The sequence below is a fragment of the Bartonella sp. W8122 genome, assembly GCF_016102485.1.
GTDB classification, from domain to species: domain Bacteria; phylum Pseudomonadota; class Alphaproteobacteria; order Rhizobiales; family Rhizobiaceae; genus Bartonella; species Bartonella apihabitans.
Genome location: NZ_JACFOO010000001.1, coordinates 351,702 through 377,520 on the forward strand (window position 1 = coordinate 351,702; position 25,819 = coordinate 377,520).

General features: G+C 44.7%; 20 protein-coding genes. 14 read left to right on the plus strand and 6 right to left on the minus strand.

The genetic code is table 11. The features are described from left to right. The first annotated feature begins 432 nt into the window (after nt 1-432). On the plus strand, nt 433-2,355 hold the full coding sequence (dnaK, locus tag H3S83_RS01650) for a molecular chaperone DnaK (RefSeq protein ID WP_077969743.1): 1,923 nt from the start codon (nt 433-435) through the stop codon (nt 2,353-2,355). A gap of 201 nt (nt 2,356-2,556) precedes the next feature. Beyond that, nucleotides 2,557-3,714, plus strand: a complete 1,158-nt coding sequence (dnaJ, locus tag H3S83_RS01655) for a molecular chaperone DnaJ (RefSeq protein ID WP_198238734.1) — start codon at nt 2,557-2,559, stop codon at nt 3,712-3,714. A gap of 241 nt (nt 3,715-3,955) precedes the next feature. On the opposite strand, the gene dapE is transcribed toward dnaJ, so the two are convergent. Beyond that, nucleotides 3,956-5,131 carry a succinyl-diaminopimelate desuccinylase gene (gene dapE, locus H3S83_RS01660; protein ID WP_198238735.1) on the minus strand — a complete coding sequence of 392 codons (1,176 nt, stop codon included), beginning with the start codon at nt 5,129-5,131 and terminating at the stop codon, nt 3,956-3,958. Between the two features lie 165 nt (nt 5,132-5,296). Here dapE and H3S83_RS01665 point away from each other — a divergent pair, with 165 nt between their 5' ends. The 7 genes from H3S83_RS01665 (at nt 5,297) to tenA (ending at nt 12,646) form a co-directional block, all read left to right on the plus strand. Next, nucleotides 5,297-6,601: an MFS transporter gene (locus H3S83_RS01665; protein WP_078038795.1), complete on the plus strand. Its 1,305-nt coding sequence runs from the start codon at nt 5,297-5,299 to the stop codon at nt 6,599-6,601. A gap of 36 nt (nt 6,602-6,637) precedes the next feature. Next, nucleotides 6,638-7,822 carry a M20 aminoacylase family protein gene (locus H3S83_RS01670; protein ID WP_077969750.1) on the plus strand — a complete coding sequence of 395 codons (1,185 nt, stop codon included), beginning with the start codon at nt 6,638-6,640 and terminating at the stop codon, nt 7,820-7,822. 49 nt (nt 7,823-7,871) lie between these two features. Then, on the plus strand, nt 7,872-9,035 hold the full coding sequence (locus H3S83_RS01675) for a M20 aminoacylase family protein (RefSeq protein WP_198238029.1): 1,164 nt from the start codon (nt 7,872-7,874) through the stop codon (nt 9,033-9,035). Nucleotides 9,036-9,402: 367 nt separating this feature from the next. After that, nucleotides 9,403-10,575 (plus strand): M20 aminoacylase family protein, encoded by a 1,173-nt coding sequence (locus H3S83_RS01680; RefSeq protein ID WP_246741700.1) that lies wholly within the window; start codon nt 9,403-9,405, stop codon nt 10,573-10,575. Nucleotides 10,576-10,717: 142 nt separating this feature from the next. Beyond that, nucleotides 10,718-11,428 (plus strand): L,D-transpeptidase, encoded by a 711-nt coding sequence (locus tag H3S83_RS01685; protein ID WP_198238737.1) that lies wholly within the window; start codon nt 10,718-10,720, stop codon nt 11,426-11,428. A gap of 175 nt (nt 11,429-11,603) precedes the next feature. Further along, the gene (locus tag H3S83_RS01690; RefSeq protein WP_077969754.1) at nt 11,604-11,966 is read left to right on the plus strand and encodes an MliC family protein; all 363 of its coding nucleotides are present in this window, start codon (nt 11,604-11,606) and stop codon (nt 11,964-11,966) included. Next, entirely contained in the window at nt 11,966-12,646 is a 681-nt protein-coding gene (gene tenA, locus H3S83_RS01695; protein ID WP_198238738.1) for a thiaminase II, read from the plus strand. The genes H3S83_RS01690 and tenA overlap by 1 nt, the downstream gene beginning before the upstream one ends. A gap of 174 nt (nt 12,647-12,820) precedes the next feature. Here the strand turns inward: tenA and H3S83_RS01700 are convergent, their stop codons facing one another. Then, entirely contained in the window at nt 12,821-13,507 is a 687-nt protein-coding gene (locus tag H3S83_RS01700; protein ID WP_225867937.1) for a M48 family metallopeptidase, read from the minus strand. A 329-nt stretch (nt 13,508-13,836) separates the two neighbouring features. Then, complete coding sequence (locus tag H3S83_RS01705; RefSeq protein WP_198238739.1) at nt 13,837-14,610, minus strand: carboxylesterase; 774 nt, start codon at nt 14,608-14,610, stop codon at nt 13,837-13,839. A 322-nt stretch (nt 14,611-14,932) separates the two neighbouring features. Between H3S83_RS01705 and infC the strand changes: the two genes are divergently transcribed. From infC to H3S83_RS01720, 3 genes are all read left to right on the plus strand, one after another. Then, a complete protein-coding gene (gene infC / locus H3S83_RS01710) occupies nt 14,933-15,469 on the plus strand; it encodes a translation initiation factor IF-3 (RefSeq protein ID WP_198239631.1) in 537 nt (178 codons plus the stop codon). Between the two features lie 214 nt (nt 15,470-15,683). Next, the gene (locus tag H3S83_RS01715; RefSeq protein WP_198238740.1) at nt 15,684-17,135 is read left to right on the plus strand and encodes an amino acid permease; all 1,452 of its coding nucleotides are present in this window, start codon (nt 15,684-15,686) and stop codon (nt 17,133-17,135) included. Between the two features lie 111 nt (nt 17,136-17,246). Further along, on the plus strand, nt 17,247-18,212 hold the full coding sequence (locus H3S83_RS01720; RefSeq protein WP_198232461.1) for a hypothetical protein: 966 nt from the start codon (nt 17,247-17,249) through the stop codon (nt 18,210-18,212). Between the two features lie 140 nt (nt 18,213-18,352). Here the strand turns inward: H3S83_RS01720 and H3S83_RS01725 are convergent, their stop codons facing one another. Continuing rightward, nucleotides 18,353-20,044, minus strand: a complete 1,692-nt coding sequence (locus H3S83_RS01725) for a rhamnan synthesis F family protein (protein ID WP_198238741.1) — start codon at nt 20,042-20,044, stop codon at nt 18,353-18,355. A 300-nt stretch (nt 20,045-20,344) separates the two neighbouring features. Between H3S83_RS01725 and H3S83_RS01730 the strand changes: the two genes are divergently transcribed. Next, nucleotides 20,345-22,168 carry an ABC transporter ATP-binding protein gene (locus H3S83_RS01730; RefSeq protein WP_198238742.1) on the plus strand — a complete coding sequence of 608 codons (1,824 nt, stop codon included), beginning with the start codon at nt 20,345-20,347 and terminating at the stop codon, nt 22,166-22,168. A 196-nt stretch (nt 22,169-22,364) separates the two neighbouring features. Next, nucleotides 22,365-23,378: a zinc-binding alcohol dehydrogenase family protein gene (locus tag H3S83_RS01735; protein WP_198238022.1), complete on the plus strand. Its 1,014-nt coding sequence runs from the start codon at nt 22,365-22,367 to the stop codon at nt 23,376-23,378. Nucleotides 23,379-23,570: 192 nt separating this feature from the next. On the opposite strand, the gene H3S83_RS01740 is transcribed toward H3S83_RS01735, so the two are convergent. Together H3S83_RS01740 and H3S83_RS01745 are read right to left on the minus strand one after the other, a co-directional pair. Continuing rightward, on the minus strand, nt 23,571-24,422 hold the full coding sequence (locus H3S83_RS01740; RefSeq protein ID WP_198238743.1) for an NlpC/P60 family protein: 852 nt from the start codon (nt 24,420-24,422) through the stop codon (nt 23,571-23,573). Beyond that, complete coding sequence (locus H3S83_RS01745; protein ID WP_246741701.1) at nt 24,422-25,813, minus strand: M17 family metallopeptidase; 1,392 nt, start codon at nt 25,811-25,813, stop codon at nt 24,422-24,424. The genes H3S83_RS01740 and H3S83_RS01745 overlap by 1 nt, the downstream gene beginning before the upstream one ends. Nucleotides 25,814-25,819 lie beyond the last annotated feature (6 nt).

Sequence of the window (25,819 nt, forward strand, 5' to 3'; positions counted from 1 at the left end):
GTGTTTTATTCAAGTCACAAAGCTGTTCCGGGTCATTTAGTTTGTGACAATGGCATAGATACATAATCGGATTTTATTTGCAAACCGGATTTTTTAGACACCTCGTCGCAGGTGCCAGCCGGTTTTTAGCTTTATAAGTTTTGTGGGTTCTGAAAATAACTTTGGCTCCAATGAAAACAGGGGCTTGGCGGATTGTTACTCGAACCGGAAACAGTTAGAAAGACGAAAATATTGGCAAAAAACCGCTTTCTCATATGAATCTTTTCAACATCTCTTGCACGTCTACAGGGGTGCCCTTATATACGCGTCAACGAGGTTCGTTATGGTTGCCGATTTTTGAGTGGCCATTACGGGCTTTTCATATGATAAGGAGCTGTCTGATTGGAATGCTCGGTAGAGGTCCCGACAGCTTGCTGAATGGAGAGTAGATATATGGCAAAAGTAATCGGTATTGACTTAGGTACGACAAACTCTTGCGTGGCTGTCATGGATGGCAAAAACGCGAAAGTTATTGAAAATTCGGAAGGTGCCCGCACAACACCTTCTATTGTAGCATTTGCAGAGGGTGGCGAGCGTCTTGTAGGCCAGCCGGCGAAACGTCAGGCTGTTACCAATCCTGAAGGCACTATTTTTGCGGTCAAGCGTTTGATTGGCCGTCGTTTTGACGACCCGATGGTTACCAAGGACAAAGAACTTGTTCCTTATAAAATCGTCAAAGGGGAAAATGGTGACGCCTGGGTTGAAGTAGAAGGCAAGAAATATTCACCTTCCCAGGTTTCTGCAATGGTCTTGCAGAAAATGAAGGAAACAGCAGAGTCCTATTTGGGCGAAAAAGTCGAGCAGGCTGTTATTACAGTTCCTGCCTATTTTAATGATGCCCAGCGTCAGGCAACGAAAGATGCCGGTAAGATTGCCGGTCTTGATGTTTTACGTATCATTAACGAGCCTACCGCTGCTGCTTTGGCTTATGGTCTTGACAAGAAAGACGGTAAGACAATTGCTGTTTATGACTTGGGCGGTGGTACATTCGATATTTCGGTTCTCGAAATTGGTGATGGCGTTTTCGAGGTTAAATCGACCAATGGTGATACATTCCTTGGCGGTGAAGACTTTGATATGCGTCTGGTTACCTATCTTGCCGAAGAATTTGAAAAAGAAAACGGCATTGATCTGAGAAAAGACAAGCTTGCTTTGCAGCGTTTGAAAGAAGCGTCCGAAAAAGCCAAGATCGAACTGTCATCTTCGCAGCAAACAGAAATTAATTTGCCGTTCATTACCGCTGATGCAACCGGTCCTAAACACCTGACCATGAAATTGACCCGTGCAAAATTCGAGTCATTGGTTGAAGATCTGGTTCAACGCACAATCAATCCTTGTAAGGCTGCATTGAAAGATGCCGGTTTGAGCGCTGGCGATATTGATGAAGTCGTTCTCGTTGGCGGTATGACCCGTATGCCGAAGATTCAGGAAATTGTAAAAACCTTCTTTGGCAAGGATCCGCATAAGGGCGTTAACCCGGATGAGGTTGTTGCCATGGGTGCTGCCATTCAGGGCGGCGTTTTGCAGGGCGACGTCAAAGACGTTCTGTTGCTTGATGTTACACCGCTTTCTCTCGGTATCGAGACATTGGGTGGTGTGTTCACACGCTTGATCGAACGTAATACAACAATTCCGACCAAGAAGTCGCAGACCTTCTCGACGGCTGAAGATAATCAGAACGCTGTGACAATTCGTGTCTTTCAGGGTGAACGCGAGATGGCAGCCGACAACAAGTTGCTTGCCCAGTTTGACCTTGTAGGCATTCCGCCGGCACCACGTGGCGTTCCGCAGATCGAAGTTACATTCGATATTGACGCCAACGGTATTGTCAGTGTTTCGGCAAAAGATAAAGGCACCGGTAAAGAACACCAGATCCGCATTCAGGCTTCTGGCGGTTTGAGCGATGCCGATATCGACAAGATGGTCAAGGATGCTGAAGCCCATGCTGCCGATGACAAGAAGCGGCGTGAAGGCGTTGAGGCCAAGAATCAGGCAGAGGCTCTTGTTCATACAACCGAGAAATCGCTTGCCGATTATGGCGACAAAGTTTCGGCTGAAGACAAGTCGGCCATTGAAGCTGCAATTGCAGATGTCAAGAAGGCCATTGAATCGGATGATGTTGATAGTCTTCCTGAGAAAACCAAGAAATTGTCTGAAGTCAGCATGAAACTTGGTGAAGCAATGTATGCCGCTTCAAAAGCTCAGGCAGAAGCTGATGCTGCCCATGATGCAGCAAAAGAAGAGCACAAAGACGACGATGTTGTTGATGCCGATTTTGAAGAAGTCGACGACAACGACAAGAACAATAAGAAATAATTGCTCTGATGTCCTTGTAAAATTGAAAAAGCCCGACCTTTTATCAAAAGGGCGGGCTTTGTTATAAAACAGCCAATATGCTCGCAATAAAAGCCAAAATGACAACGGTTTTTTAAAACCAGCGACAATTGTTCGAGCGAATTTTGAATATGGTAAATGTCGTCTCGTCAATAAATGGCAGAGGAACTGCAGGAATAAGCGATGAAAGTTGATTATTATGAAACATTGGGCGTTTCACGAGAATGCGATGAAAAAACGCTCAAATCTGCATTTCGGAAACTTGCCATGCGATATCATCCGGACAGAAATCCCGGTGATAAAGAGGCGGAACAAAAATTCAAAGAAATAGGCGAAGCCTATGAGGTTTTAAAAGATCCTCAAAAGCGTGCCGCTTATGACCGTTTCGGCCATGCTGCTTTTGAAAATGGTGGCGGTGGTGGAAATCCGTTTGGACGTGGTGGTTTTGCTGCGGGCGGTTTTTCCGATATTTTCGAAGATTTCTTTGGCGAGATGATGGGCGGTGCACGACGCAAACGTGCCGATGGGCGCGAGCGTGGTGCCGATCTCAGCTACAATATGGAAGTCAATCTGGAAGAAGCTTATCACGGCAAAACAGCACAAATCAGGGTGCCGGGTTCTATTACCTGTGATCTTTGTTCGGGAACGGGTGCCAAGAAAGGCTCGAAGCCGCAGCCCTGTGCAACTTGTGGCGGGACCGGAAGAGTCCGTAGCGCTCAAGGTTTCTTTTCGATTGAAAGAACTTGCCCGACATGTCAGGGACGCGGCGAAACTATCAAGGATCCTTGCCCGAAATGCCACGGACAGGGGCGTATCGAAGAAGAGCGCACATTGACAGTCAATATTCCCGCAGGCATTGAAGATGGTACACGTATTCGTCTGGCGGGTGAAGGCGATGCCGGAAGCCATGGCGGACCGGCTGGCGATCTTTATATTTTCCTATCCATCAAACCACATGAATTCTTTCAGCGTGATGGTGCCGATCTTTACTGCCGCGTGCCTATTTCCATGACAACTGCAGCACTTGGCGGAGAGTTTGAAGTTTCAACGCTTGACGGGTTGAAAACACGGGTCAAAGTTCCGGAAGGCACCCAAAATGGCCGTCAATTCCGCTTGAAGGGTAAGGGAATGCCGGTTTTACGCCAACAGGCAATGGGTGATCTTTATATTCAGGTGGCAATCGAAACGCCGCAAAAATTGAGCAAAAGACAACGGGAACTTCTGGAAGAGTTCGAAAAGCTTTCTGTTGATGAAAACTCGCCTCAGTCACATGGTTTTTTTGCCCGTATGAAAGAATTTTTCGAAGGCATTGGCAATAGTGACAGCCAAACAAAAAAATAAATTCGTAAAACAGGTGATGCATCGGCGAGCTTTGTCGACAATAACAGATTGATTGTCTTTATGTCGAATCGAGCCAAAAAGGCTGGCAATTTGGCGCAAGCAAATTCTGGATGACTTGTGAACGCTAGACTTTTAGAAACTTGCTTTACAAGAATGCTTTAAAATCCGGTTTGTCGACCGGCTTTTTATAAAATAGTGGCTCATCTCAAATAGTGGCTCATCACAATGAGTCTGCCGATTTTCAAGCGTTAAAGAAAGTCGCTAAAAAATTCTCATAAATCTTTGTGAGCTTTTCAAGGTCATCTATTGCTACGCATTCATCAACCATATGCATGGTTTTTCCTACCAGCCCGAATTCGACAACGGGACAATAATCTTTAATAAAACGGGCATCCGATGTGCCCCCAGAGGTGGATAATTCCGGTGTGCGTCCCGTTACTGTTTTTATTGCGTTGCTCAAACATCCGACAAGCTCATCATTTTTCGTCAGAAAAACTCCACCGGGACTTATAACCCAGTCGATTTTGAACGTCGGAACAAGCGAACCCTTTGTTTCAAGTTTTACCGAGTCGAGCCGCTTTTTTATTTCCTGCTTTAAAGTTTCGGCAGTCCAATTGTCATTATAGCGGACATTGAACCGGATAACGCTTTGTTGCGGAATAACATTGGTGGCTGTATTGCCGGTATCTATGGTCGTTATTTCAAGGTTGCTGGGCTCGAAATTTTCGCTCCCTTTGTCAAGAACCGGATTTTTAAGCGCTTCGCATAATTTTATAACGAGATCGATCGGATTGGCCGCTCTTTTGGGATAGGCCACATGACCCTGATGTCCCGTGACAGTGATCACACCTGAAAGCGAACCGCGCCGGCCAATTTTGATCATGTCGCCTAAATTGTTCGGGTTTGTTGGTTCTCCGACAATTGTGGCGTCCCATTTTTCGCCTTTGTCGGCTGCCCATTTCAAAAGCTTTATCGTGCCATTAATACCGGGGCCCTCTTCGTCATTTGTTATCAACAGGCTGAGCGAGCCTTTAAGCGGATTTTTTTCTAAATAACGGGCAACGGCTGCAATAAAACAGGCAATTCCGCCTTTCATATCAACAGCGCCACGGCCGTAAAGTTTATCGTCTTTGATCGTACCTTCAAATGGCGGAAAGTTCCAAGCTTTTTCCTCACCAACCGGTACAACATCGGTATGACCGGCAAAAGCAAGATGCGGTCCATTTTTACCGACACGTGCATAAAGATTTTCAATATCGGGTGTGTTTTTATCTGTAAAAACTGGTCGTTCAACAGAAAAACCGAGGCTTTTTGCCCATGTTTGAACTTGCGTTAATACGCCGTTTTCATCCGGCGTAACAGATGGACAACGGATAAGTGCCTGCGCCAAAACTACAGGATCTTTGAGTGTCAACATAGCTATTGTCCTTTGTCTGAAACGGTCGACAGTTATTATTCACCAATATGATAATAATTAAGAAAATATATTGTTAATATTTTTGTCAGATTGCCAATGAAATTGCGTGCCTGAATTTCCTCGCTCGGGTTAAATTAGCAGGAAAATTATCAAGGGATAGCCGTTATGACTGAATTGGTAAATACGCCTGACAATGATACAGGGAATGTTACCCTGACACCTGTCGGTAGCAAGACGAAATTGATTGTCGCAGCAGGTGTCGGCAATTTTCTCGAAATTTTCGATTTTACGGTTTATAGTTTTTTTGCCGGAATTATCGGACATGTCTTTTTCAATTCTGAAGACAAGCTGATTTCATTGCTGATATCGGTATCGGTTTTTGGGGTCGGCTTTGTCATGCGTCCATTAGGCAGTATTGTTATCGGTGCCTATGCCGACCGCCATGGGCGTAAAGACGCAATGCTACTGACAATTATATTAATGGCCATTGGCAGTGCCTTGATAGCATTTGCACCGCCTTATAAAGCAATTGGTATTTTTGCGCCCCTGTTGATTGTTATGGGGCGTCTATGTCAAGGATTTTCAGCCGGTGGAGAAATTGGCGCGGCAACGACGCTTCTTATGGAATCGGCCGAACGTAACAAGCGCGGATTTTTCGTAAGCTGGCAGTTTTTCGGACAAGGCTTGAGTACTTTATGCGGTTCACTTCTTGCCGCCTTATTAATGTCGCGCCTTTCCAATGAAGCCATGGAAAGCTGGGGCTGGCGCGTACCATTTATCTTGTCACTCCTCATTATTCCTGTCGGGCTTTATATCCGCGCCCATATCAACGAAACACATAAGGCACCAACAGTTGAAGCACACACAATACATCCGTTCAAAGAGCTTATCAGCCAACATACGAAACAGATGATTGCCGGTATTTTTGTGATTTTTCCGGGAACTGTCATGATGTATGTTCTGGTGTTCTTTATGCCGAGTTACCTGAAGACGGTCACGGACATCGGAAGCTCCGAAGCGTTCCTTGTATCAAGCTATGCAAGTGTCATTGTTATCGTTGTGACTGTTTTTTCAGGCTTTTTATGTGACCGGTTGGAACGGCGTAAACGCACAGCTATTAACACGCTGATCATCATCTTTATCTCATCCTATTTTGCATTCCACTTTGTACAAAATATTCGCGTTTTTCTGGCTTTTTACACTGTGGCAGTGATTGGTATGTCGATTGTGTTTACCTTATGTGTGCTTTTCATTATCGAAGCATTCGAGAAAAGAATTCGCGCAACTGCAACGTCGGTTATTTATGCTTTCAGTGTTTCAATATTTGGTGGTACAGCACAAATGATTGTAACATTCCTTCTTAAAATATCCGACAGCAATATTATGGCGCCATTCTGGTATCTTGGTGTTTCTCTCGTCCTTGGTGGGGTGGCATATCTGGCTTTCGACGAAAAGCGCCATGAGATTTAATTATGAAATTTAATTATAGAAAATAGGGGAATTTGAATGAGTAATGAAAACCTTTCGCCAGAAGCGAAAAAAATTCTTCAAACCATGAAAGCCTATGTGCCGGAAATGGAAGCAGTGCGCCACGATTTGCATGCGCATCCAGAGACCGCTTATGAAGAGCATAGAACAGCAAAAATTATTGCCGACTTTTTGAAAAAATGGGGTTATGAAGTTACAACAGGCCTTGGCAAGACCGGCGTTGTAGGACGTTTAAAAGTAGGCAATGGCAAAAAATCCATTGGTTTGCGTGCCGATTTTGATGCTTTACCAATTACAGAAATGACAAATCTTGAATATTCGAGTTGTCATGAAGGCAAAATGCATGCTTGTGGGCATGACGGCCACACAACCATGTTGTTAACGGCCGCACGCTACTTTGCCGAAACAAAGAATTTCAACGGGACACTCAACCTCATTTTCCAGCCGGCAGAAGAAGGTTTTGCCGGTGCAAAAGCAATGATTGATGACGGCCTTTTTGAAAAATTCCCGTGTGATGCCGTGTTTGGTATGCACAACTGGCCGGGGTTTCCGACCGGCAAAATTTCCGCGAATACCGGGGCATTCATGCCTTCAAGCGACTTTGTCAAAATCAAAGTGATTGGCAAGGGCGGCCATGGTGCTGTTCCGGATCAGGCAATTGATCCGATAGCGGCAAGTGCGGCGATCATTTCAAGCCTGCAAACAATTGTCTCGCGCAATGTGCCACCGCTTGAAACGGCTGTTGTAACTGTTGGTAGCTTTCATGCAGGGGTTGCCCCAAATGTTATTCCCGATAGTGCGGAAATGTTGCTCACGGTCCGTTGCTTTAATCCGGACGTAAGGGATTTGCTGCAATCGCGTATCGAAAAACTCGCAAAGTTACAGGCTGAAAGCTTTGGTGCAACGGCCGAAGTTGATTATCAGCGTTCATATCCGGTGCTGGTCAACCACAAAACAGAGACGGCATTTGCTATTGATGTTGCGGCAAAAATTTTCGGATCCGATCATGTTGATGATAATACGCCGAAACGATCTGGAAGTGAAGACTTTGCCTTTATGTTGGAAAAAGTACCAGGATCCTATGTTGGCATTGGAAATGGTGACAGTGCGCCTTTGCATAGTCCCCATTATAACTTCAACGATGAATTGCTCCCTCTTGGCGGGTGTTATTGGGTTTCATTGGCTGAAACATATTTGAAATGACTTTTAAAAGCTACATTCCCGAAAAATGCAGGATATAGGACTTTTATCTATGAAACATATTCGCGAGCATATTGATAAAACGATTGATGAAATGGTGGCGATCCGCCACCAAATTCACCAAAACCCCGAATTGGGCTTTAACGAGCATAAAACCGGCGACAAAGTAGCAAGCCTACTTAAAAGTTGGGGCTTCGACGTTGTACGGGGTGTCGGTAAAACCGGTATTGTTGGCACATTGAAAGTCGGTAATGGCAAAAAGGTAATCGGTATACGTGCCGATATGGATGCTTTGCCGATCGAAGAAGAAACCAATCTCGATTATTCCAGCAAGAATAAAGGGGTCATGCATGCTTGCGGGCATGACGGGCATACAACAATTCTTCTGACTGCCGCCCGTTATCTTGCCGAAACCAAGAATTTTGATGGCACAGTCCGTGTTATCTTCCAGCCTGCCGAGGAAAGTTATGGCGGTGGCAAGAAAATGATTGATGACGGATTGTTTGAAAGATTTCCGTGCGACCGGATTTATGGATTGCATAATTGGCCGGGCTTTCCTTCAGGAACATTGCGTTTTACGAAAGGGCCGATGATGGCATCGGTTGACACCGCTTATATTACAGTTCGCGGCAAAGGCGGTCATGGTGCACGTCCGGAAACAACAATTGATCCGATTGTTGCGGCGTCATCTATCGTTATGGCCTTGCAAACCATTGTTTCCCGTAATGTCCCACCGCTCGAGGCTGCACTTATCACTGTCGGTATGTTCAAAGGTGGCAGTGTTTCCAATGTCATACCGGAAGAAGTCAAGATGGAGCTGACGATTCGGGCGTTTTCGGCAAAAGTACGGGACCTTTTGCAGGAAAGAATTTGTAAATTGGTGAAATCGCAAGCCGAAAGCTATGGAGCAAAGGCCATCATCAATTATGAACGCGGTTATCCTGTTACGGTAAATGATGCCGAATCGATCGACTTTGCTTTAGGAGTTGCCAAACAAGTTGTTGGCGACAAAAATGTCGTCGAAAATGCCGAACCTTTGACCCCGAGTGAGGATTTTTCCTACATGCTGGAAAAAGTACCGGGTGCCTATATCATTATGGGCAATGGTGACAGCACAGGTCTTCATACGCCGCATTATAATTTCAACGATGATGGTATTGCTGTTGGTGCAACCCTGTGGGGTGCGCTGGTTGAAAAATATCTGGCGAGAGCTTGAAAATTGATTTTTTCTTTAATCGAAACATAGGCAACCGCCAGTGTGGGCAATCGTCAGTGCAGGTAACCTCCAGTAATTTCATCGGCTTTCGAAATGCGACGAAAAAAATTTGAAAATTGTGATAAGGCTTGTCGGTTTCACCGATAAAAAATGACTGCCGTTTTTTTTGAAACAGGCGATTTTTCACACTTTGTGAAGCGACTTTGTGCTCGCTGGCAATTGACCGGGGCTTTGGAGGCAACACACACGAGCCAATTCGCAGAAGGTAAAAAATAGCTGCTCGGCTAGAAAAAATAGACGGATATTTCTTGATAACCACCTCTTGCAACCTCCATAATTGACCAGATCAACGATGGAAACGGGAAAGATGGCGACAAAAGCAATCAAAAATTTGATCCTCTCCTATTTGCCGGAAATGACCGAATTCCGACATGCCATGCATAATAATCCCGAATTGTCCGGAAAAGAAACGGCCACTTCGGCCAGAATAGCGACGCTTCTGCAACAATATGGATATGAAGTAACCCGCCACATTGGTGGCAATGGTATTGTTGCGAGTTTAAAAAATGGCAATGGACCAAAATCGATTGGCATCAGAGCCGATATGGATGCTCTCCCGATAAGGGAAGAAACAGATCTGGAATATGCCAGCAAAAATGAAGGTGTGATGCATGCTTGCGGTCACGACGGCCACACAACAACACTCCTTGCAGCCGCACGTGCTTTGGCGGCCACGAAAAATTTTGACGGAACAGTGCATCTTATTTTTCAACCGGCCGAAGAAATTGGTGCCGGCGCAAAAGCAATGATCAATGACGGATTGTTTGAACGATTTCCTTGTGATGCCATCTATGGACTCCATAACTGGCCAGGACTCGCACAAGGAAAAATACAATTCACCAAAAAGGCGATGATGGCTTCTGTCGATAAGGCAACAATTGTCATTCACGGTAAAGGGGGACATGGAGCCCGACCGGAATCTGCAATTGATCCTGTTATTGTTGCGTCTTCTATCGTGATGGCGCTGCAGACAATTGTATCACGCAATGTTCCGCCACTTCAATCCGCTATTATATCGACCGGCTCTATTCATGGCGGCGAAGCCTTTAATATCATCCCTGATAGCGTAACGATCTCTCTGACTGTGCGCAGCTTTTCCGCAGATATTCAAAATCTTGTTGAAGAGCGTATCAAAAAAATCGCTGAAGATCAGGCGCAAAGCTTCGGTGCAACCGCATCGGTGAATTATGAGAGGCTTGTTCCTGCGGTGGTCAATCACCCCGAGCATAGTGATTTTGCTCTTGATGTTGCCAAACGTGTTTTGGGAGCGGACAGAGTCGTCGAGACCGAGATACCAACCACTGTAAGCGAGGATTTTGCATTTATGCTGGAAGCTCGTCCGGGAGCGTTTTTTTTCCTCGGCAATGGCGAAAGTGCAAGTCTTCATAGTCCCCATTATAATTTTAATGATCAAAATATCATCGACGGTGCGGTTTTCTGGTGTGCCTTGGTCGAGGCAAGTTTAAACAACCGGAATTAACCATTCGGAAACCATCATTAGGCATCATTCATAACAAATAGCATGCATTCAATAATGGCAAGAATCGGAAACGGATTGATAAGCCAAATTCGTTTCGAACCAAAATTGGTTGCAATTGTTTGAACACGAGTTCAGGTGCTTTATGAAAAAATCACGCCTCTCTTTTACCCGCCGCAGTTTTTTAATCGGAAGTGGAACAACGTTTGTCGGGTTATTGAGCGGTTGCACGAGTGACAGCATTTTGGGAAGCGGTTACAATAATATGACAACCGGTTCAATTCCACGCCCGCTCATCGGCATTGATAAAGGTTTTACCTCGCCTGATAAAATGTATGCGGCCGTCCATGAAGGACCATACACGCTTGCAGCAATTCCTTACGACAAAGTGCCAAAACAATTTTTACGCCAGATCGTACCCAACCCGACAGGCGAAGCTCCGGGAACAATTGTTGTTAGCCTCAAAGACCATTTTCTATATTTCATCCAGCCTGACGGTGATGCATTACGCTATGGCGTAGGTATTGGTGCAGCCGGTTTCCAGTGGTCGGGGCGAGCCAATGTTCAATTCAAACGCGAATGGCCCCGTTGGACACCACCGGCAGAAATGATCGGAAGAAAACCTGAACTTGTTGAATATAAGAACGGCATGGAGCCCGGCCCCACCAATCCGCTTGGTGCACGCGCACTTTATATCTATCAAAACGGTCGCGATACAGGATATCGTATCCATGGTTCACCGGAATGGTGGTCCATCGGCCAATCAATGTCATCCGGTTGTATCAGATTGATGAATCAGGATATTATCGACCTCTACAATCGGGTTCCGGTTGGAACACCGATCGTAGTAGGTTAGTCCTCATTATATGGGAGGAGGCGTATAATGAGAAGAAAGGGGTGCCCGATTAGACAAGCGGGGGCAACTCCATCGGGCACCTAGGGGTACCAGGTTTTGTCCTGGTGCTCACTTAACGGGTGGTTGAATATAAAGTTCCAAAAAATTTTTTGTCTTTTGGTAAAGGCCTTGAAAAATGTTGAAAAAGACTTTCCTTGCAACGCTTGCTTTTGCTGCTCTTCATGGCTTTGCGGCCAATGCCGAAGAGCCTTCAGTGCATAACCAAACCTATATCTGTGAACGGGGCGTGGCATTGCAGGCGGTTTTTATAAAGGCCAAAGATGGTTCTTATGCAGTCATATCTGTCGACGGAAAACTGGTGGCATTGCGTGAGGATGTTAAAACTGCGGAAAAGCTTTTCATCGCTGTTGACGATCAGGATAATTACCGTCTTCATATAAAAGGGAATGATGCATTCCTGACCTATAAGGACAGCGATCCGTCTAAAGCGGAAAAGACGATTTTACAAGCCTGTCAGGCAGATATAGCGGAGGATTGATGGAAAAGCCCGATTTCGAGAAAGGCACTTTTGGACATTTGCGAAAAAATGCCGGTGGTTTGTGGCAAGCTTATGTTGAACATTCTTTTGTCAATCAATTGGCCGCTGGAACATTGAAAGAAAAATGTTTCAAAAAGTTTTTGACGCAGGATTATCTGTTCCTCGTTCATTTTTCCCGTGCTTATGCACTTCTTGCGGCAAAATCAACGAATATCGAAGATATTCGGGAAGCGCTTGACGGCCTAAATGATATTGCAGCAGAAATGCCGCTTCATGTAGCCTATGCAAAAATGTGGGGAATTTCGGAACAGGAAATGAGCGGGGCAGAAGAAGCTATCGAAACCATTGCCTATACCCGTTTTGTTCTGGACGTTGGATATTCAGGTGACCGGCTCGACTTGATGACAGCCTTGATTCCATGTGTTGCGGGCTATGCAGAAATCGGTCTGCGCCTTGTCGAATCACCAGACACTGTGTTTGAAGGAAATCCCTATTCACAATGGATCAAAAATTACCAAAGTGATGATTACGTTAAAGGCGTGAAAACATTTCTTGATAGCTTCAATAAACTGGCCGAACAAAGTCATGATGAAGTGCATTTCAAGCACTTGAGTAAAATTTTTAACACGGCTACCCGGCTTGAAACAGAATTCTGGAAGATGGGACTGGAAGCCCGCTAATTGCTTTTCTGCGTTTAGAGAAAACAGGATAGACTCTTGCTAAAATAACAAGCCTTTTGCAGCATTTCTGGCTTGTTATAAAGTCAGTCATTATTGTTTAAAATAATCGAATATCAGGCGATCATTTTGCTAAAATCAAGTGAATAAGCGAAGGCTCGATTATCCAAAACACCATTATTCGAAGTCAATAGCATGAAGAGTTTGGCCATTCCGTTTCAACCATGCTCTGTACTCTTTTGTGCGCGGGCACAGTTTTTCACATAAAGACCAGAATTTCGAACTGTGATTCATTTCGATAAGATGTGCGGTCTCATGTGCAACAAGATAATCGATCACGCCGATCGGAGCCATGACAATTCGCCAGGAAAACGACAAATGGCCGTCGGCTGAACAGGATCCCCAACGGCTTTTGGTATCTTTATAGCGGATTGAAACGGGCGTTCTGCCGACCACGGCACAGTGTTTTTTAACAAGAGGGGCAATAATCAGCGCAGCCTGTTTTTTTAAGGCTTCGCGAATGTGTCTTGGAAGATAGCGGCTATCGCCATAAACAATGATTTTTCCGCCTTTACCATCATCATCCGGTATAATAGTGACGTTACCACGTCCTTCTTGATGAATAATGCGATAAGGGTGACCGAGAATAGGAATCGCGGCACCGGGTTTCAACATCGGGGTATCCTGCGGGGGAGGAAAACGCGAAATCCGGCTTTCTATCCACCCCCTATAGCGCTCGATAAAATTTGTTACTTCGGTTTCCGCTGTTGTTGGTGGTACGGTCACGCGAACACCTTTGCCACCTGTTTCTATCCGTAATGTCAACCGGCTTGCCCGTGCACTTCGCACAATTGTAAGCGGCAAAGAACGATCCGACAATTGAAGTGTCAGTTGCAACTTTTTAAGGAGGGATTTGTCAGAGCTGTTTGACGCAAAAAACATGTCGGTTATTTAGGTAATAAAAATCGTTTTTGAAGAGATGGCGAAGATAAACGGAAAAACATGATAAAATCAGCTTTTGAGATGAATTCCCGAACTATTATCCGGTTTTAATTCGTTATTTTGCACGATAGCCCCGTCGGATAGTTATATTTTTTCAAAGTGTTAATTCCGATTTTATCCGACGGCAACGAAATTTCGAGAAAATACAAATCCGACCCTCACCTCTCGTTCTCTAGAGATTAGCGTAACGATCAACGATTGCTGTTTGCAATAAGAGTTTCCGCCCCATTGATAATCGTTGCAATATCTTGAGGGCGAGAAAGATGATGTTCGCCGTCCTTGATCAGCGTTAGAGTAACATTATCGAAAGGCAGATGTTCAACAAGTTCGAGCGTATGCTGATAAGGCACCTCATTATCGGCCATTCCCTGAATAATATGAACGGGACAATGAATATCGATGAGGCCTTCCATAACCAGATTTTTATCGCCGTCATCAAGAAAAATTTTGGTAAAAGGAACAGGTTCCTGCTCGTTTTCATAAGGAACTTCAAAAAAGCCGCGTTCCTCCAGTTCCCGTTTTTGTTTGCTGCTCATTTGCGGGCGAACAAGGTCACGGGTGAAATCCGGTGCAGGGGCGAGAAGTAACAGACCGGCAAGCGGTATGTTTTTCTTGGCCAATTCCTGTGCCATGCGGAGTGCAATCCAGCCTCCCATTGATGATCCGGCGATAATTTGCGGACCTTGGCAAAATTTTTCAAAAAGTGCCAGGCTTTCCTCGAGCCACAACGAAATACTGCCTTGATAGAAATCGCCTTCCGATTCGCCGGTCCCTGAATAATCGAAACGCAAAAATGGATAATTGTTTTTTTGGGCAAATTCGTTCAATGCGACGGCTTTACCACCCATCATATGTGAACGATAACCCGGTAGCCACATGAGACCGGGATGTTTGTCACCTTTCAGAGCGCGTATAGCGAGTTTTTGATGGCCTATAGTTAAAAATTCGAGAGCACCATTTTCCATGAAAAAACTCCTTATTCAGCTCATATCTTTAAACTTGATCACAACATACTTATTCTAATCATAGAAAATCGTGACTTAAACCCTTTATGCCAATTTCAAGCCAATATTCATTAAAAGCTAGGCATTTCGGTTGTTTTTGCACGTTAATTCGGTTGTTTTTGCACGTTAATTTGTATATGACGAAAAAAAGAGATAAGTTTATCCTGATCTCAAACAAGCATCTGACGAGTTTTTTTGAATGACGCAAGTCATCACGCCGGTTTTTGATTGGGTAATTTATTTCAGAACTGAATAATTGAAACTATTATAGGGAGAATCGACCATTCGCCGACCGTTTAAAACAACGCCAACCCCGAAAGATGGGCCGCGTTCCAATCAGGATATTCGCATTCCTCGTATACAGCTTATTGATCATGAGGGGCATAATCACGGAATAATACCGACACATGATGCTTTGGCTATGGCTGAAGAAGCGGGTCTTGATCTTGTCGAAATTGTTCCAAATGCCGAACCGCCTGTTTGCAAAATAATTGATCTTGGTAAGCTGAAATATCAGAATCAGAAAAAAGCATCCGAGGCTCGCAAAAAGCAGAAGACCGTGGAAATTAAAGAAATCAAGATGCGGCCAAATATTGATACCCATGATTACGGGGTCAAAATGAAGGCGATCAGCAAATTTCTTGAGGGCGGTGACAAGGTCAAAATAACCCTTCGATTCCGTGGTCGCGAGATGGCCCACCAAGAATTGGGTATGCAGCTTCTCGAACGGGTAAAGATAGATACTTCATCTATCGCGAAAGTCGAGGCTGAGCCAAAACTGGAAGGGCGACAAATGATGATGGTGGTCGCTCCAAAATAACACTTAAGATCATTTTAAAAAGCATCGTTATAAACGGTGCTTTTTTGTTAACTTCTGGTTGCAATCGCAAAACAATACATGAAATACTGGGCGCATCGTGTCACGTATTTAGTCTTGTAAGACTTAAAATACGGAAAATTTGAATTTGTGCCGTTCGGTTAAGGCTTTTTTGCATTCGGAAAACCTTATCAGGCGGAAGAGTAAGGAATGTAAAATGTCGGGATGGCTCAGACGAAAACCCGTTCTTCAACAAAATGTTCAACGGGAAAGGAAACTCGTCCCTACATTGGGGTGGCCTCATCTTGTCGCTTTGGGCGTGGGCGGAATTGTCGGCACAGGCATTTATACACTGATTGGTATCGGAGCTGACAGGGCTGGACCGGCTGTACTTTTTGCATTTGTTATCGCCGGAATAGTTTGTGCTTGTGCTGCTTTTGCTTATGCGGAACTTGCGACTCTTATTCCGCTCGCGGGAGGCGCCTACACATATTCTTATGCGGCATTGGGCGAGCTTATCGCCTGGATCGTGGGATGGAGTCTCATTCTCGAATATTCTCTGGTGGTCAGCACCGTTGCAGTCGGCTGGTCGGCTTACGCGACCGGATTTTTGCATGGCATCGGCATTCATCTGCCATTCTGGTTGACTGCCGGTTATAATGCGGTTGATCCTGCAACGGGTATTCATGGTCTTGTCAATCTTCCTGCAGTTTTCATCGTCTTTGTTATCGCTGCTATGTTGATGATCGGCACCAAAGCGAGCGCAACATTGAATCTTTTTCTGGTGGTTATCAAAATAACTGCGCTGGTTTTATTTATTATTGTTACACTTCCCCACTTTGATTTAGAAAATCTGCATCCATTCATGCCGAACGGATTTTCAAAAGTTATGTCTCCGGATGGCGTGGAGCGCGGTGTCATGGCAGCCGCGGCTATTATTTTCTTCGCTTTTTATGGTTTTGATACAATCGCGACGGCCGCCGAAGAAACCAAAGAGCCACGGCGCGATCTTTCAATCGGAATTGTCGGTTCATTGATTGCCTGTATCATTATTTATGTTCTGGTTGGTCTCGGTGCTGTCGGCTCCTTGCATTACACGGAATTTGCCCATAGCGAGGAACCTCTTGCCCATATTTTGCGTAGTCTCGGTTCCAATCATATTGCAGGTCTCATCGGTATAGCAGCGGTCGTTGCTCTACCCACTGTTTTATTGGCCTTTTTTTACGGTCAAACCCGTATATTCTTTGTCATGGGGCGGGATGGAACCCTTCCTTCTTTTCTTTCCCGCGTGAACGCAAAAACAGGCACACCTGTTGCGACAACACTTTTCACTGCCGTGATCATTGCTGCTATTGCCGGACTTTTCCGGCTTGATGAAATAGCAGCTCTCGCCAATGCAGGTACATTGGTTGCCTTTACTTCTGTTGGCATATGTCTCATTGTTTTACGCAAAACAGCACCCGACGTTCCAAGAAAATTCAAAACACCTCTGGTCTTTATTGTCGGACCGTTAAGTGCCATCGGTTGCATCTACCTGTTTTTCAGCCTGCCGTCAAAAACCCAATATTATTTTCTATTATGGAACCTTATTGGCATCGTATTCTATTTTTGTTACGGGTACCGCAAGAGCAAGCTGGCGGATCACATTACCGTGAGCAAGCAGTCTTGATGGCAAGTTATGATGAACAATCCCTACCTACAAAGCGTTGCAGGTATTATAATAATAATGTTGAAGTAGTTTGGTATGTTTTGCGAGTTTATGATACCGGAGGTTAGTTCAGTGTTTAAGTCGATGAAACTCATTTCCCTTATTATTGCTTTATGCTCGGCTCCAATGGGGGCTCGTGCAGCAGTTTACCAGAAAGTTCCCGGCACAGCAGTTTATATTAGTGTACCTGATAGTTTTACTTTAACGACCGATTTTAGCGGATTTATTGATAAAAAAACCGGTGCTGCGATTGTTGTGGCGACAATGCCTCCGGCCAGTGATCATATAAAACAGCTTTTCAGTGACGAGAGCAAGTTCAAGCCTGCTATGGCAGCCCAGCATTATGATATTGTTTCGCAGTCAGACAAAAAATCCCGCGATGGTTATGCATTGAAAATTTATCAGGGCAAACAGACGGCAGCCAATGGTATTTTTGACAAATGGTCGTCCATGTTATTTGCGCCCAATGCTTCCTATATCATTACTGTTCAGGCACCGGAGAAAGCAAAATTCTCCAATAATGATGCCATGACGATTTTTGGGTCGGTTTCACTTGCCAGTCATAATGATGAATCCGATCAGCTAAGTGCACTTCCTTTCACTTTTGGTGCTCAACCTCCGTTCGAGTTTGTCGGATCTATTATGAACAGCTCCGCAATGTTGACGATTCCGGCCTATATTAAGGAAGACGCCGAGCGTCCTGATATTATCGTGACCAAGGGGCTCGAAAATACCAAAGGGGCGCCACTTGATAAAGTCGTAGATAACTATCTCCAATCGATCAAAGGTACAGTGGATAATGTTGAAGATCGCAAAACATCAACGACAAAATTTGCCGGCCACTCGGGGCTGAAGCTTCAGGCAACCGCTCTTATGAAGGGTGATCCTGTTGATCTCGTTATTTACGCAGCCATTGGAAATGATGGGCGTCCTATTTTTATGCATGCCACCGGAGAAAAAGGTACATTGGCAGCATATAACACAGAAATTGAAAAAACAGCTGAAAGCATCAAATTACGCAATGACGTACAAAAATAGAAATGTCGAACAAAATAGATAAATAAAAATCTGTTCGGGTTTTCTGTCCATAAAACAATCGGAGCTGCCATAACATTCATCAAAAACAGTTCCGATGAATTTTTACCCGTTATTCAAGATAGAGTGGAAATTCAAAGAGCTTATCGTGTCTTATGGGGCAAATAGGTGGTCACGATGTCATAGCCCTTTTGATAGCATGTCAAAGTAAACATGCGTTCGATCGCATGTAAGAAAGTTCCATCAAGCGCCAAGGGCTCTTGAGGATAGTCGTTCCACTGCAAGTCGAGATTGACAAACGGTTTGAGCACGTCTGCCTTGGCCCAGAACATCGTCCCTGTGGGAAATACTATATATTTTGGCAATGTTTCTATTTTCAGGCGTTTGGCGAGCTCAAGGCCTGCTTGATAATTACCTGCCCAACCGACCGCATATTTATCATCAGGGAAAATCAGCGCTGTTTTTTCATGCGTTTGCATATAATGCAAAATCACATCTGCCATCTTAATCGTTTTGCCATCGCCCAAAAGATTGGTCATAAGAAAGGTGTTCCAATTCGCAACCATCTTCCGGTCGGTTTCGTGAAGACTTTGTTTCGTGTGTATATGACCGATAATCTCATAGTGCTGAACAAGCTCTTTTCCGAATTCGGTGAACAATGGTCCAATATCCCGTCCGCGATTGGGAACCACTTCTATAACGGTTTTCCCTTCATATTTGTCGACAAGAAGTTGAACAGATAATTTATCGCTTTCGTTTTTAACACTAATAAACAGGTCGGGACGTATTTTATTTGCCCTCAATTTTTCAAGTATTGCCTCTAACATATGTGGGTAATAAGCGTGGATATGGAGCGCGATTTTCAATCCAATATCGGGCGAGGAAACAATGTCAGGAGAAGTCAGTACATTCCAGTTCCATTTTCCATCGGGTTTGTCAGATTTTAGGTAATGAACAAAAGGATCGACGCGTTCCTCGCCAAGATCGTGATTTTCGGCGTAAATGCCGGGGTGAAAACCGGCTCTCGGGCGTGCTGCACTTGCACCGCTTTTATAGTTACGAACGTAATGGCGGGCGTAACGGAAGCGGTTGAACCTAGGTTTATTTTTTCCGGTCCAATAAGGAATATCAAATTCAGAGGAATTGCTTAAGAACTCAGCATCCTTGTTTTCCTGAATAAGTTGTTTTTGAGCTTTATAACCAATGTTAGTGATCCTGGAAATGTAGTTTTGTAACTCTTCGGCATTTTTGCTATCTGGAGGAACAAGATAATCGACACTGTCAGGAAAGGCCCACAAAGCGTTTGTAAGGGTTTTCATAAATGTTTCATAACGATCATAAATGACCCTTGTGGCATAAGCGATGACTCTGTTTAAAGTCTTTCCTTCAAGCGGATGATTTTCTCCAATAAGCAATAGGCTGGCAATATGTTTTTGCCATAGGTAATGCATCAGGAACCGGCCGACATTGGCGTTAATCAGGACAAAACGAATGGGGTGGGCAGATAGCAAAAACCAGGAAAAATAAAATTTGATAGGGTTTTGAAGTTCACGGGAACCGAAATAATAAACCCGCCAGCATTTTTCGATGTTTATTTCCGGAGACGATCGATAACTTTCCGGTAGAAAAAGAATAATATTAAAATTATCCGTCAAATAACCGAGATAATCGGAAAGGTGGAAATTCGGGTCATGTGAAGGGTCATAAATGATGGCAACAGAAGGGAGCCTTTTGTTAAAAGGCGCAAAACCGGCGGGTCTCTTTGCCTTTACAACAAAGAAACCGAAAGTTTTCCAGAAAAAAGTGTTTAGTTTTCCTTTGTTTAAAAAGCCCATTCCATTATTTCCGATAGTTGAAAGAATTATTTACGAAAATTCGCCTTTCCATGGACGTTTGACGGCTAATTCGAGCGCCTGTTTCCCGTCTGTTCGCTTTTGGGATATCATATTTTCCTAACTGCCATATTATCAATGAGATAATAACATTTATACTGCATAATTGCTCTCAAATCGTATTACAAAGTAGACGGGCTTCTTGCATCCCCCCATTGAAGAGGGTAGGAACGGGAGTGATTGTTGGTGAGGTTGAGAGTTATCCTTCACTAAAAGCAGTGGTTTTTAAAGGTTAAGCTGTTTATGGCCAAAAAAAAGCAGATATCATCATTTGATAAAAAACTCATTATGCGTTTGCTACATGATAATTTTCGCAAACATGCATTCTGGTATATTTGTGCCATCATATCCATGCTGGTTATCTCGGCAACAACCGGCGCAAGCGCATGGATTATGCGTGATGTGGTTAATCACATCATAGAAGCCAAGGACTTTAAAATCATTGCATTGGTTTCTGCAGCGGTTGCGGGAATTTTTATTCTGAAGGGTTTTTCCACTTTTGCCCAGACCTATTTTTTAAGTAAAGCAGGAAACAGTATTGTTGCAGAACAACAGCGCCGTATTTATTCACGATTGATGCAGCAGGGCGTTGCTTTTTATCAGAATAATTCTTCCTCCGATTTGCTTGTGCGTGTCACGCAAAATGCGAATGCCGCTCGCAGCATTATCGATACGATCGTAACCACATTTGTGCGTGATCTTTTTTCGGTTATCAGTCTTCTTGCGGTTATGCTTTATCAGAACTTTCTGCTGAGCATTGTTGCTCTGGCAGTCGGCCCTCTTGCTTTTATCGGCGTTCGTCAGGTTCTGAAACGCGTTCGGGGACTGATGGAAAAAGAACTTTCCTCTATTGCCGAAATTATTAAAGTTATGCAGGAAACCACAATCGGCATTCGCGTCATTAAGGCCTTTTCATTGGAAGAGTTGATGAAGCGGCGCATGGACAAGGCTATTACCGATGTGGAAATGCGCTCGAATGGTATAGCGATGCTTGAATCGGCAACTAATCCGATTATGGAAACGCTTGCCGGTGTTGCTATAGCCGTGGTTATTTGTTTTTCCGGTTACATGGCAACCCAAAGAGTTGGCGTTCAAGGCGAGCTGATGTCATTTATTGTCGCGCTTCTTCTGGCCTATGAACCAGCAAAACGGGTTGCCAATGTGCGTGTCAAAATTGAATCAGGCATGATCGGTGTTCGCATGATGTTCGAAATTCTTGATCATCCGCTCACCCTTATGGAAAAGGAAAATCCTGTTGATCTTGACCGCTCGAAGGGTGATGTCCGGCTTGAACATGTCGGTTTTTCCTATGTGAAGGGCCACATGGTTCTGCATGATATCAATCTTGATATTCCGGCAGGAAAGATGACTGCCTTGGTTGGACCTTCCGGATCGGGTAAATCGACAATGATCAATTTGATCATGCGTCTTTATGATCCACAAGAAGGACGTATTCTTATTGATGGACAAGATATCCGTGATGTAAGCTTCAAATCGTTGCGCGAATTGATGTCTTATGTCGGGCAAGATACGTTCCTCTTTCAAGGGTCTGTCCGCTATAATATCGGGCTCGGGCGTGAAGGGGCAACCGAAGAAGAGATCGAACAGGTCGCCAAGCTTGCCAATGCGCATGACTTTATTATGGAACTGCCGAATGGCTACGATACCGATGTCGGTGATAATGGTGGCAATCTTTCGGGTGGTCAAAAACAACGTATTGCCATTGCACGCGCCATGTTGCGCAATAGCGAAATTCTGATTCTGGATGAAGCAACCAGTGCTCTTGATTCAGAATCCGAATCCCTGATCAAGGAAGCTTTGGCACGGTTGACAACCAACCGTACAACTATTGTTATCGCCCACAGGCTTTCGACAATTTCGCGTGCTGATAAAATTGTCGTTATGAAAAATGGCAAGATTGTCGAACAAGGAACCCAACATCAATTGTTGCAGATTGAAGGTGGCCTTTATAAGCATCTCCATGATTTACAATTCAAGGATCCTGATTTTGACGATATTGATCATGTAGAAACCTCGTCGAAAAATCAGAAAAAAATTGCCAAATAATTCGGGTTCTTTGTAATTCCGGTTGCACTTTGCATGGGCTTCTCTGGCAGATGCAAAATAATGCAATCACCTATTTGTCCGGTTCAATTGGCTTTCTTTCAAAAATACTCTAAATTGGTGGATGAGGAGGCAATTGCCCCCTCATCCATGCCATTTTATAGATGTTTTATATGTTTCTTACCAAAGGAAAACCATTATGAAAGCCGTCGGATATTTCGAGAATTTGCCAATCAATGACGATCGCTCCTTGCAGGATTTAACTGTTGATGTGCCAAAAATCGGTGATTATGACCTGTTGGTTGCCGTGAAGGCTGTTTCGGTCAATCCGATTGACGTGAAAACACGTCAAACTGGCAAAGCTTTTTCCGATGGGCCGAGAATTTTGGGCTTTGATGCTTCCGGCATCGTGCAAAAACTCGGTAAAAATGTTACCGGTTTTCACGAGGGAGATGAAGTTTATTATGCGGGTGCTATCAACCGGCAAGGTTCAAACAGTGAATTTCAAGCGATAGATAGCCGTCTGGTAGCGCTAAAGCCGAAAAGTCTGGATTTCAAGACAGCCGCTGCTATGCCGCTTACCTCGCTCACCGCTTACGAAATGTTGTTTGATCGTATTGATATTTTGAAGCCGGTTCATGAAGGGAAAAATGCTCTATTGATGATTGCCGGGGCAGGCGGCGTCGGTTCGATAGCCATTCAATTGGCTCGCCACCTCTCGGATGTGGAAATCATTGCAACCGCATCCCGTCCGCAATCGCAGGAATGGGCGTTGAAAATGGGTGCTCATCACGTCATTGACCACACAAAAGATTTTGCTCCGCAACTTGAGAAAATCGGTTTTCCTCATCCTTCATTCATTTTCTCGACAGCAAATTCAGACGGTTACTTGCCGCAATATGTCAATATTATTGCACCCGAAGGACGACTTGGTCTGATCGATGGACCGAAAACATTCGATATTAATCCGCTAAAGATGAAAAGCGTGTCGGTTCATTGGGAATCCATGTTTACGCGTTCTATGTTTGGAACAGATGATATAGCGCGCCAAGGTGAAATACTCTCTCATGTAGCGCGTTTAATCGACGAAAAGAAAATTTTGCCGACACTGTCAAAAGTTATGTCACCAATCAATGCAGCCACTTTACGTGAAGCGCATCGTTTGATCGAAACGCAGCGGTCGGTTGGCAAACTCGTTGTCGAGGGATTCTGATTCTATTCGGAAAAGCTCACAGAATATTTCGGGCTTCAATGGCATTAATGATTGTTATTGAAGCCTGTTATTTCTGTTTTATCGGATAAAATAAGAATGATGATGGAAACGTTTTACAAGAAGTGGTTATTCCGGCAAAAGCGGTTATTCCAGAAAAGTAGAGCCTTTGATGAAGTTTCAGAAAATCCTAGGTTATAACCTCCGATAGCCGGTTGGAACCGAATGGTTCTTTGCAATACGTTCGATAGCGTGATCAAGATTTTCTTTTCTCACATCCATTGACGCACCATTGGCATGAATAAGTGTTCCGGAATCAACCATAATGGCTACATGCCCTTTCCAGAAGACGAGATCACCGCGTTGGAGACCATTTTCAGGTGCAATATCTTTCCCGATTGTCGCTTGCTGCATATCGGTATCGCGCAAAACTGTACGCCCCGTCATCATCAGTGCAAGTTGCACAAGGCCCGAGCAATCAATTCCCAAACCACTTTTGCCACCCCAAAGATAGGGCGTGTGAATGAAAGACTCGGCTATCGTCACATAATCATCTTCCACCGTGCTGACAGGCGTAATATGGTTGAAAACAACAAAGCTTCCATTATCAAGCCTCGCATAACGGGTGCCGCGTGTTTCGGCCTCTCCAACAACGCTGATGCGACTTCCCATGGATAAAGGGCTTATCATGGGGCTGCGCAAGTCCGCGTCACGATATTGAAAGGTGCGCGGCACGTTCACCCGATGGGTGGGGTGATTACCAATAGAACCGATTTTTGACTGCTCGATGTAACCGACATAGCCATCTTGTTGGGCTTGAACCCAGCAAAACCCGTTTTTTTCTTCAAAGACTTTTATATCTTCGCCGAAGAGACATTCGCTTTGCCGTTCAGAGAGCGTGTCCGGAATTTTGTAAAGAGCAGCAACAGGCGCGACAATGCGCTTCAAAGAGCCGCGCACAAATCGGGATGCTTCTACCTGCCCACGCAAAGCTTCGTCGGCAAGATCAGGGCGATAGGCATGAAGACGGGGATCAAGTTTATCCATCAAAGGCCTTTCAGAATTGTATAAAGAGCGCGAATCCCTTGAGCTTCACCACCAACCGGAAAGGCCGGTTTCTCGGCCGGCGTCCAGCCATAAATATCAAAATGCGCCCAGTTTACCGCTTGGTCGACGAATCTTTGTAAAAACAAGGCAGCCGTAATAGAGCCGGCAAATCCGTCTGTGGTTACATTATTAAGATCGGCGATGCGGGAGGAAAGTTTTTTCTGGTAAGGTTTCCAAAGTGGCAATTGCCATAACGGATCCTGAATTTCCAGCGATATACGGGAGATTATTTGGCCCAATTCATTGTTGTTACAATAAAAGGGCGGAACATCCGGCCCCAATGCGACACGTGCTGCACCGGTCAAGGTCGCCATGTCAAAAAGATAGTCCGGTTTTTCCTCGTCACCATAGGCAAGTGCATCAGCCAGAATAAGCCGCCCCTCTGCATCGGTATTGCCGATTTCGACAGTCAATCCTTTTCTGCTTTTTAAAACATCTCCGGGGCGAAAAGCATTTCCCGAAATCGAGTTTTCGACTGCAGGAACGATTAGTCTCAAACGGATAGGGAGTTTTGCATCCATGATGAGTTTGGCAAGCCCCATAACATTGGCAGCTCCCCCCATGTCTTTTTTCATTAGCAACATGCCGTTTGCGGATTTTATATCAAGCCCGCCGCTATCGAAAGCAACGCCTTTTCCCACCAATGTCACTTTAGGGTGGTTCTCGTCTCCCCAACGAAGATCAATAACGCGCGGGGCTACCGAGCCGGCGCGGCCGACTGCATGAACCATCGGAAAATTCTGTTTGAGAAGATCATCACCCCAGATACTGGTAACAGTCGCGCTGTAAGTTCTTCCCAATTCACGTATAGCCTCCTCAATTGTGTCGGGCTGCATGTCATTGGTCGGCGTATTGATAAGATCGCGAACGAAAAATGTTGTTTCAATAAGACGTTTCAGTTCAGTTTTATCAATATCGGCAGGAAGGGTAATTCTGATTTTCTTGTTTCCGGTTATTTCAAGATAACGTGCGAATTTATAGCTTCCCAGAGCAAGTCCCAAAAAGAGGTTGAGGGCATTTTCCGGTAAATGTTCAAAATGCCAGTCACCTTCGGGCAATTGTTTAAACAGATTTCCGATAGCAAAAACATCATTCCCGTCGCCGAAGCCCAAATAGACTTTGGAAACCGTTCCGTCATTATCAGGAACGATCAATATGTCACCGCATTTTCCAGTGAAGTGGTTGGCTTTTGCCCACGTGGCTGCAACAGTGTCTTCGGAAAAAAAAGATTGATCAGTTTCGCCGACCAGAATGATCGGGTGGCTTTGCCCCGATCGTTCGGTCATAAATTCAATCGGACAAGGCGTTATCGGGGCCAAAATTCGTGACATATTTCA

What these genes read in the sequence shown, in the direction of transcription:
- dnaK (WP_077969743.1), top strand. Translation starts at nt 433, where the DNA reads ATGGCAAAAGTAATCGGTATTGACTTAGGTACGACAAACTCTTGCGTG.
- dnaJ (WP_198238734.1), top strand. Translation starts at nt 2,557, where the DNA reads ATGAAAGTTGATTATTATGAAACATTGGGCGTTTCACGAGAATGCGAT.
- dapE (WP_198238735.1), bottom strand. Translation starts at nt 5,131, where the DNA reads ATGTTGACACTCAAAGATCCTGTAGTTTTGGCGCAGGCACTTATCCGT.
- H3S83_RS01665 (WP_078038795.1), top strand. Translation starts at nt 5,297, where the DNA reads ATGACTGAATTGGTAAATACGCCTGACAATGATACAGGGAATGTTACC.
- H3S83_RS01670 (WP_077969750.1), top strand. Translation starts at nt 6,638, where the DNA reads ATGAGTAATGAAAACCTTTCGCCAGAAGCGAAAAAAATTCTTCAAACC.
- H3S83_RS01675 (WP_198238029.1), top strand. Translation starts at nt 7,872, where the DNA reads ATGAAACATATTCGCGAGCATATTGATAAAACGATTGATGAAATGGTG.
- H3S83_RS01680 (WP_246741700.1), top strand. Translation starts at nt 9,403, where the DNA reads ATGGCGACAAAAGCAATCAAAAATTTGATCCTCTCCTATTTGCCGGAA.
- H3S83_RS01685 (WP_198238737.1), top strand. Translation starts at nt 10,718, where the DNA reads ATGAAAAAATCACGCCTCTCTTTTACCCGCCGCAGTTTTTTAATCGGA.
- H3S83_RS01690 (WP_077969754.1), top strand. Translation starts at nt 11,604, where the DNA reads ATGTTGAAAAAGACTTTCCTTGCAACGCTTGCTTTTGCTGCTCTTCAT.
- tenA (WP_198238738.1), top strand. Translation starts at nt 11,966, where the DNA reads ATGGAAAAGCCCGATTTCGAGAAAGGCACTTTTGGACATTTGCGAAAA.
- H3S83_RS01705 (WP_198238739.1), bottom strand. Translation starts at nt 14,610, where the DNA reads ATGGAAAATGGTGCTCTCGAATTTTTAACTATAGGCCATCAAAAACTC.
- H3S83_RS01715 (WP_198238740.1), top strand. Translation starts at nt 15,684, where the DNA reads ATGTCGGGATGGCTCAGACGAAAACCCGTTCTTCAACAAAATGTTCAA.
- H3S83_RS01725 (WP_198238741.1), bottom strand. Translation starts at nt 20,044, where the DNA reads ATGGGCTTTTTAAACAAAGGAAAACTAAACACTTTTTTCTGGAAAACT.
- H3S83_RS01730 (WP_198238742.1), top strand. Translation starts at nt 20,345, where the DNA reads ATGGCCAAAAAAAAGCAGATATCATCATTTGATAAAAAACTCATTATG.
- H3S83_RS01735 (WP_198238022.1), top strand. Translation starts at nt 22,365, where the DNA reads ATGAAAGCCGTCGGATATTTCGAGAATTTGCCAATCAATGACGATCGC.
- H3S83_RS01740 (WP_198238743.1), bottom strand. Translation starts at nt 24,422, where the DNA reads ATGGATAAACTTGATCCCCGTCTTCATGCCTATCGCCCTGATCTTGCC.
- H3S83_RS01745 (WP_246741701.1), bottom strand. Translation starts at nt 25,813, where the DNA reads ATGTCACGAATTTTGGCCCCGATAACGCCTTGTCCGATTGAATTTATG.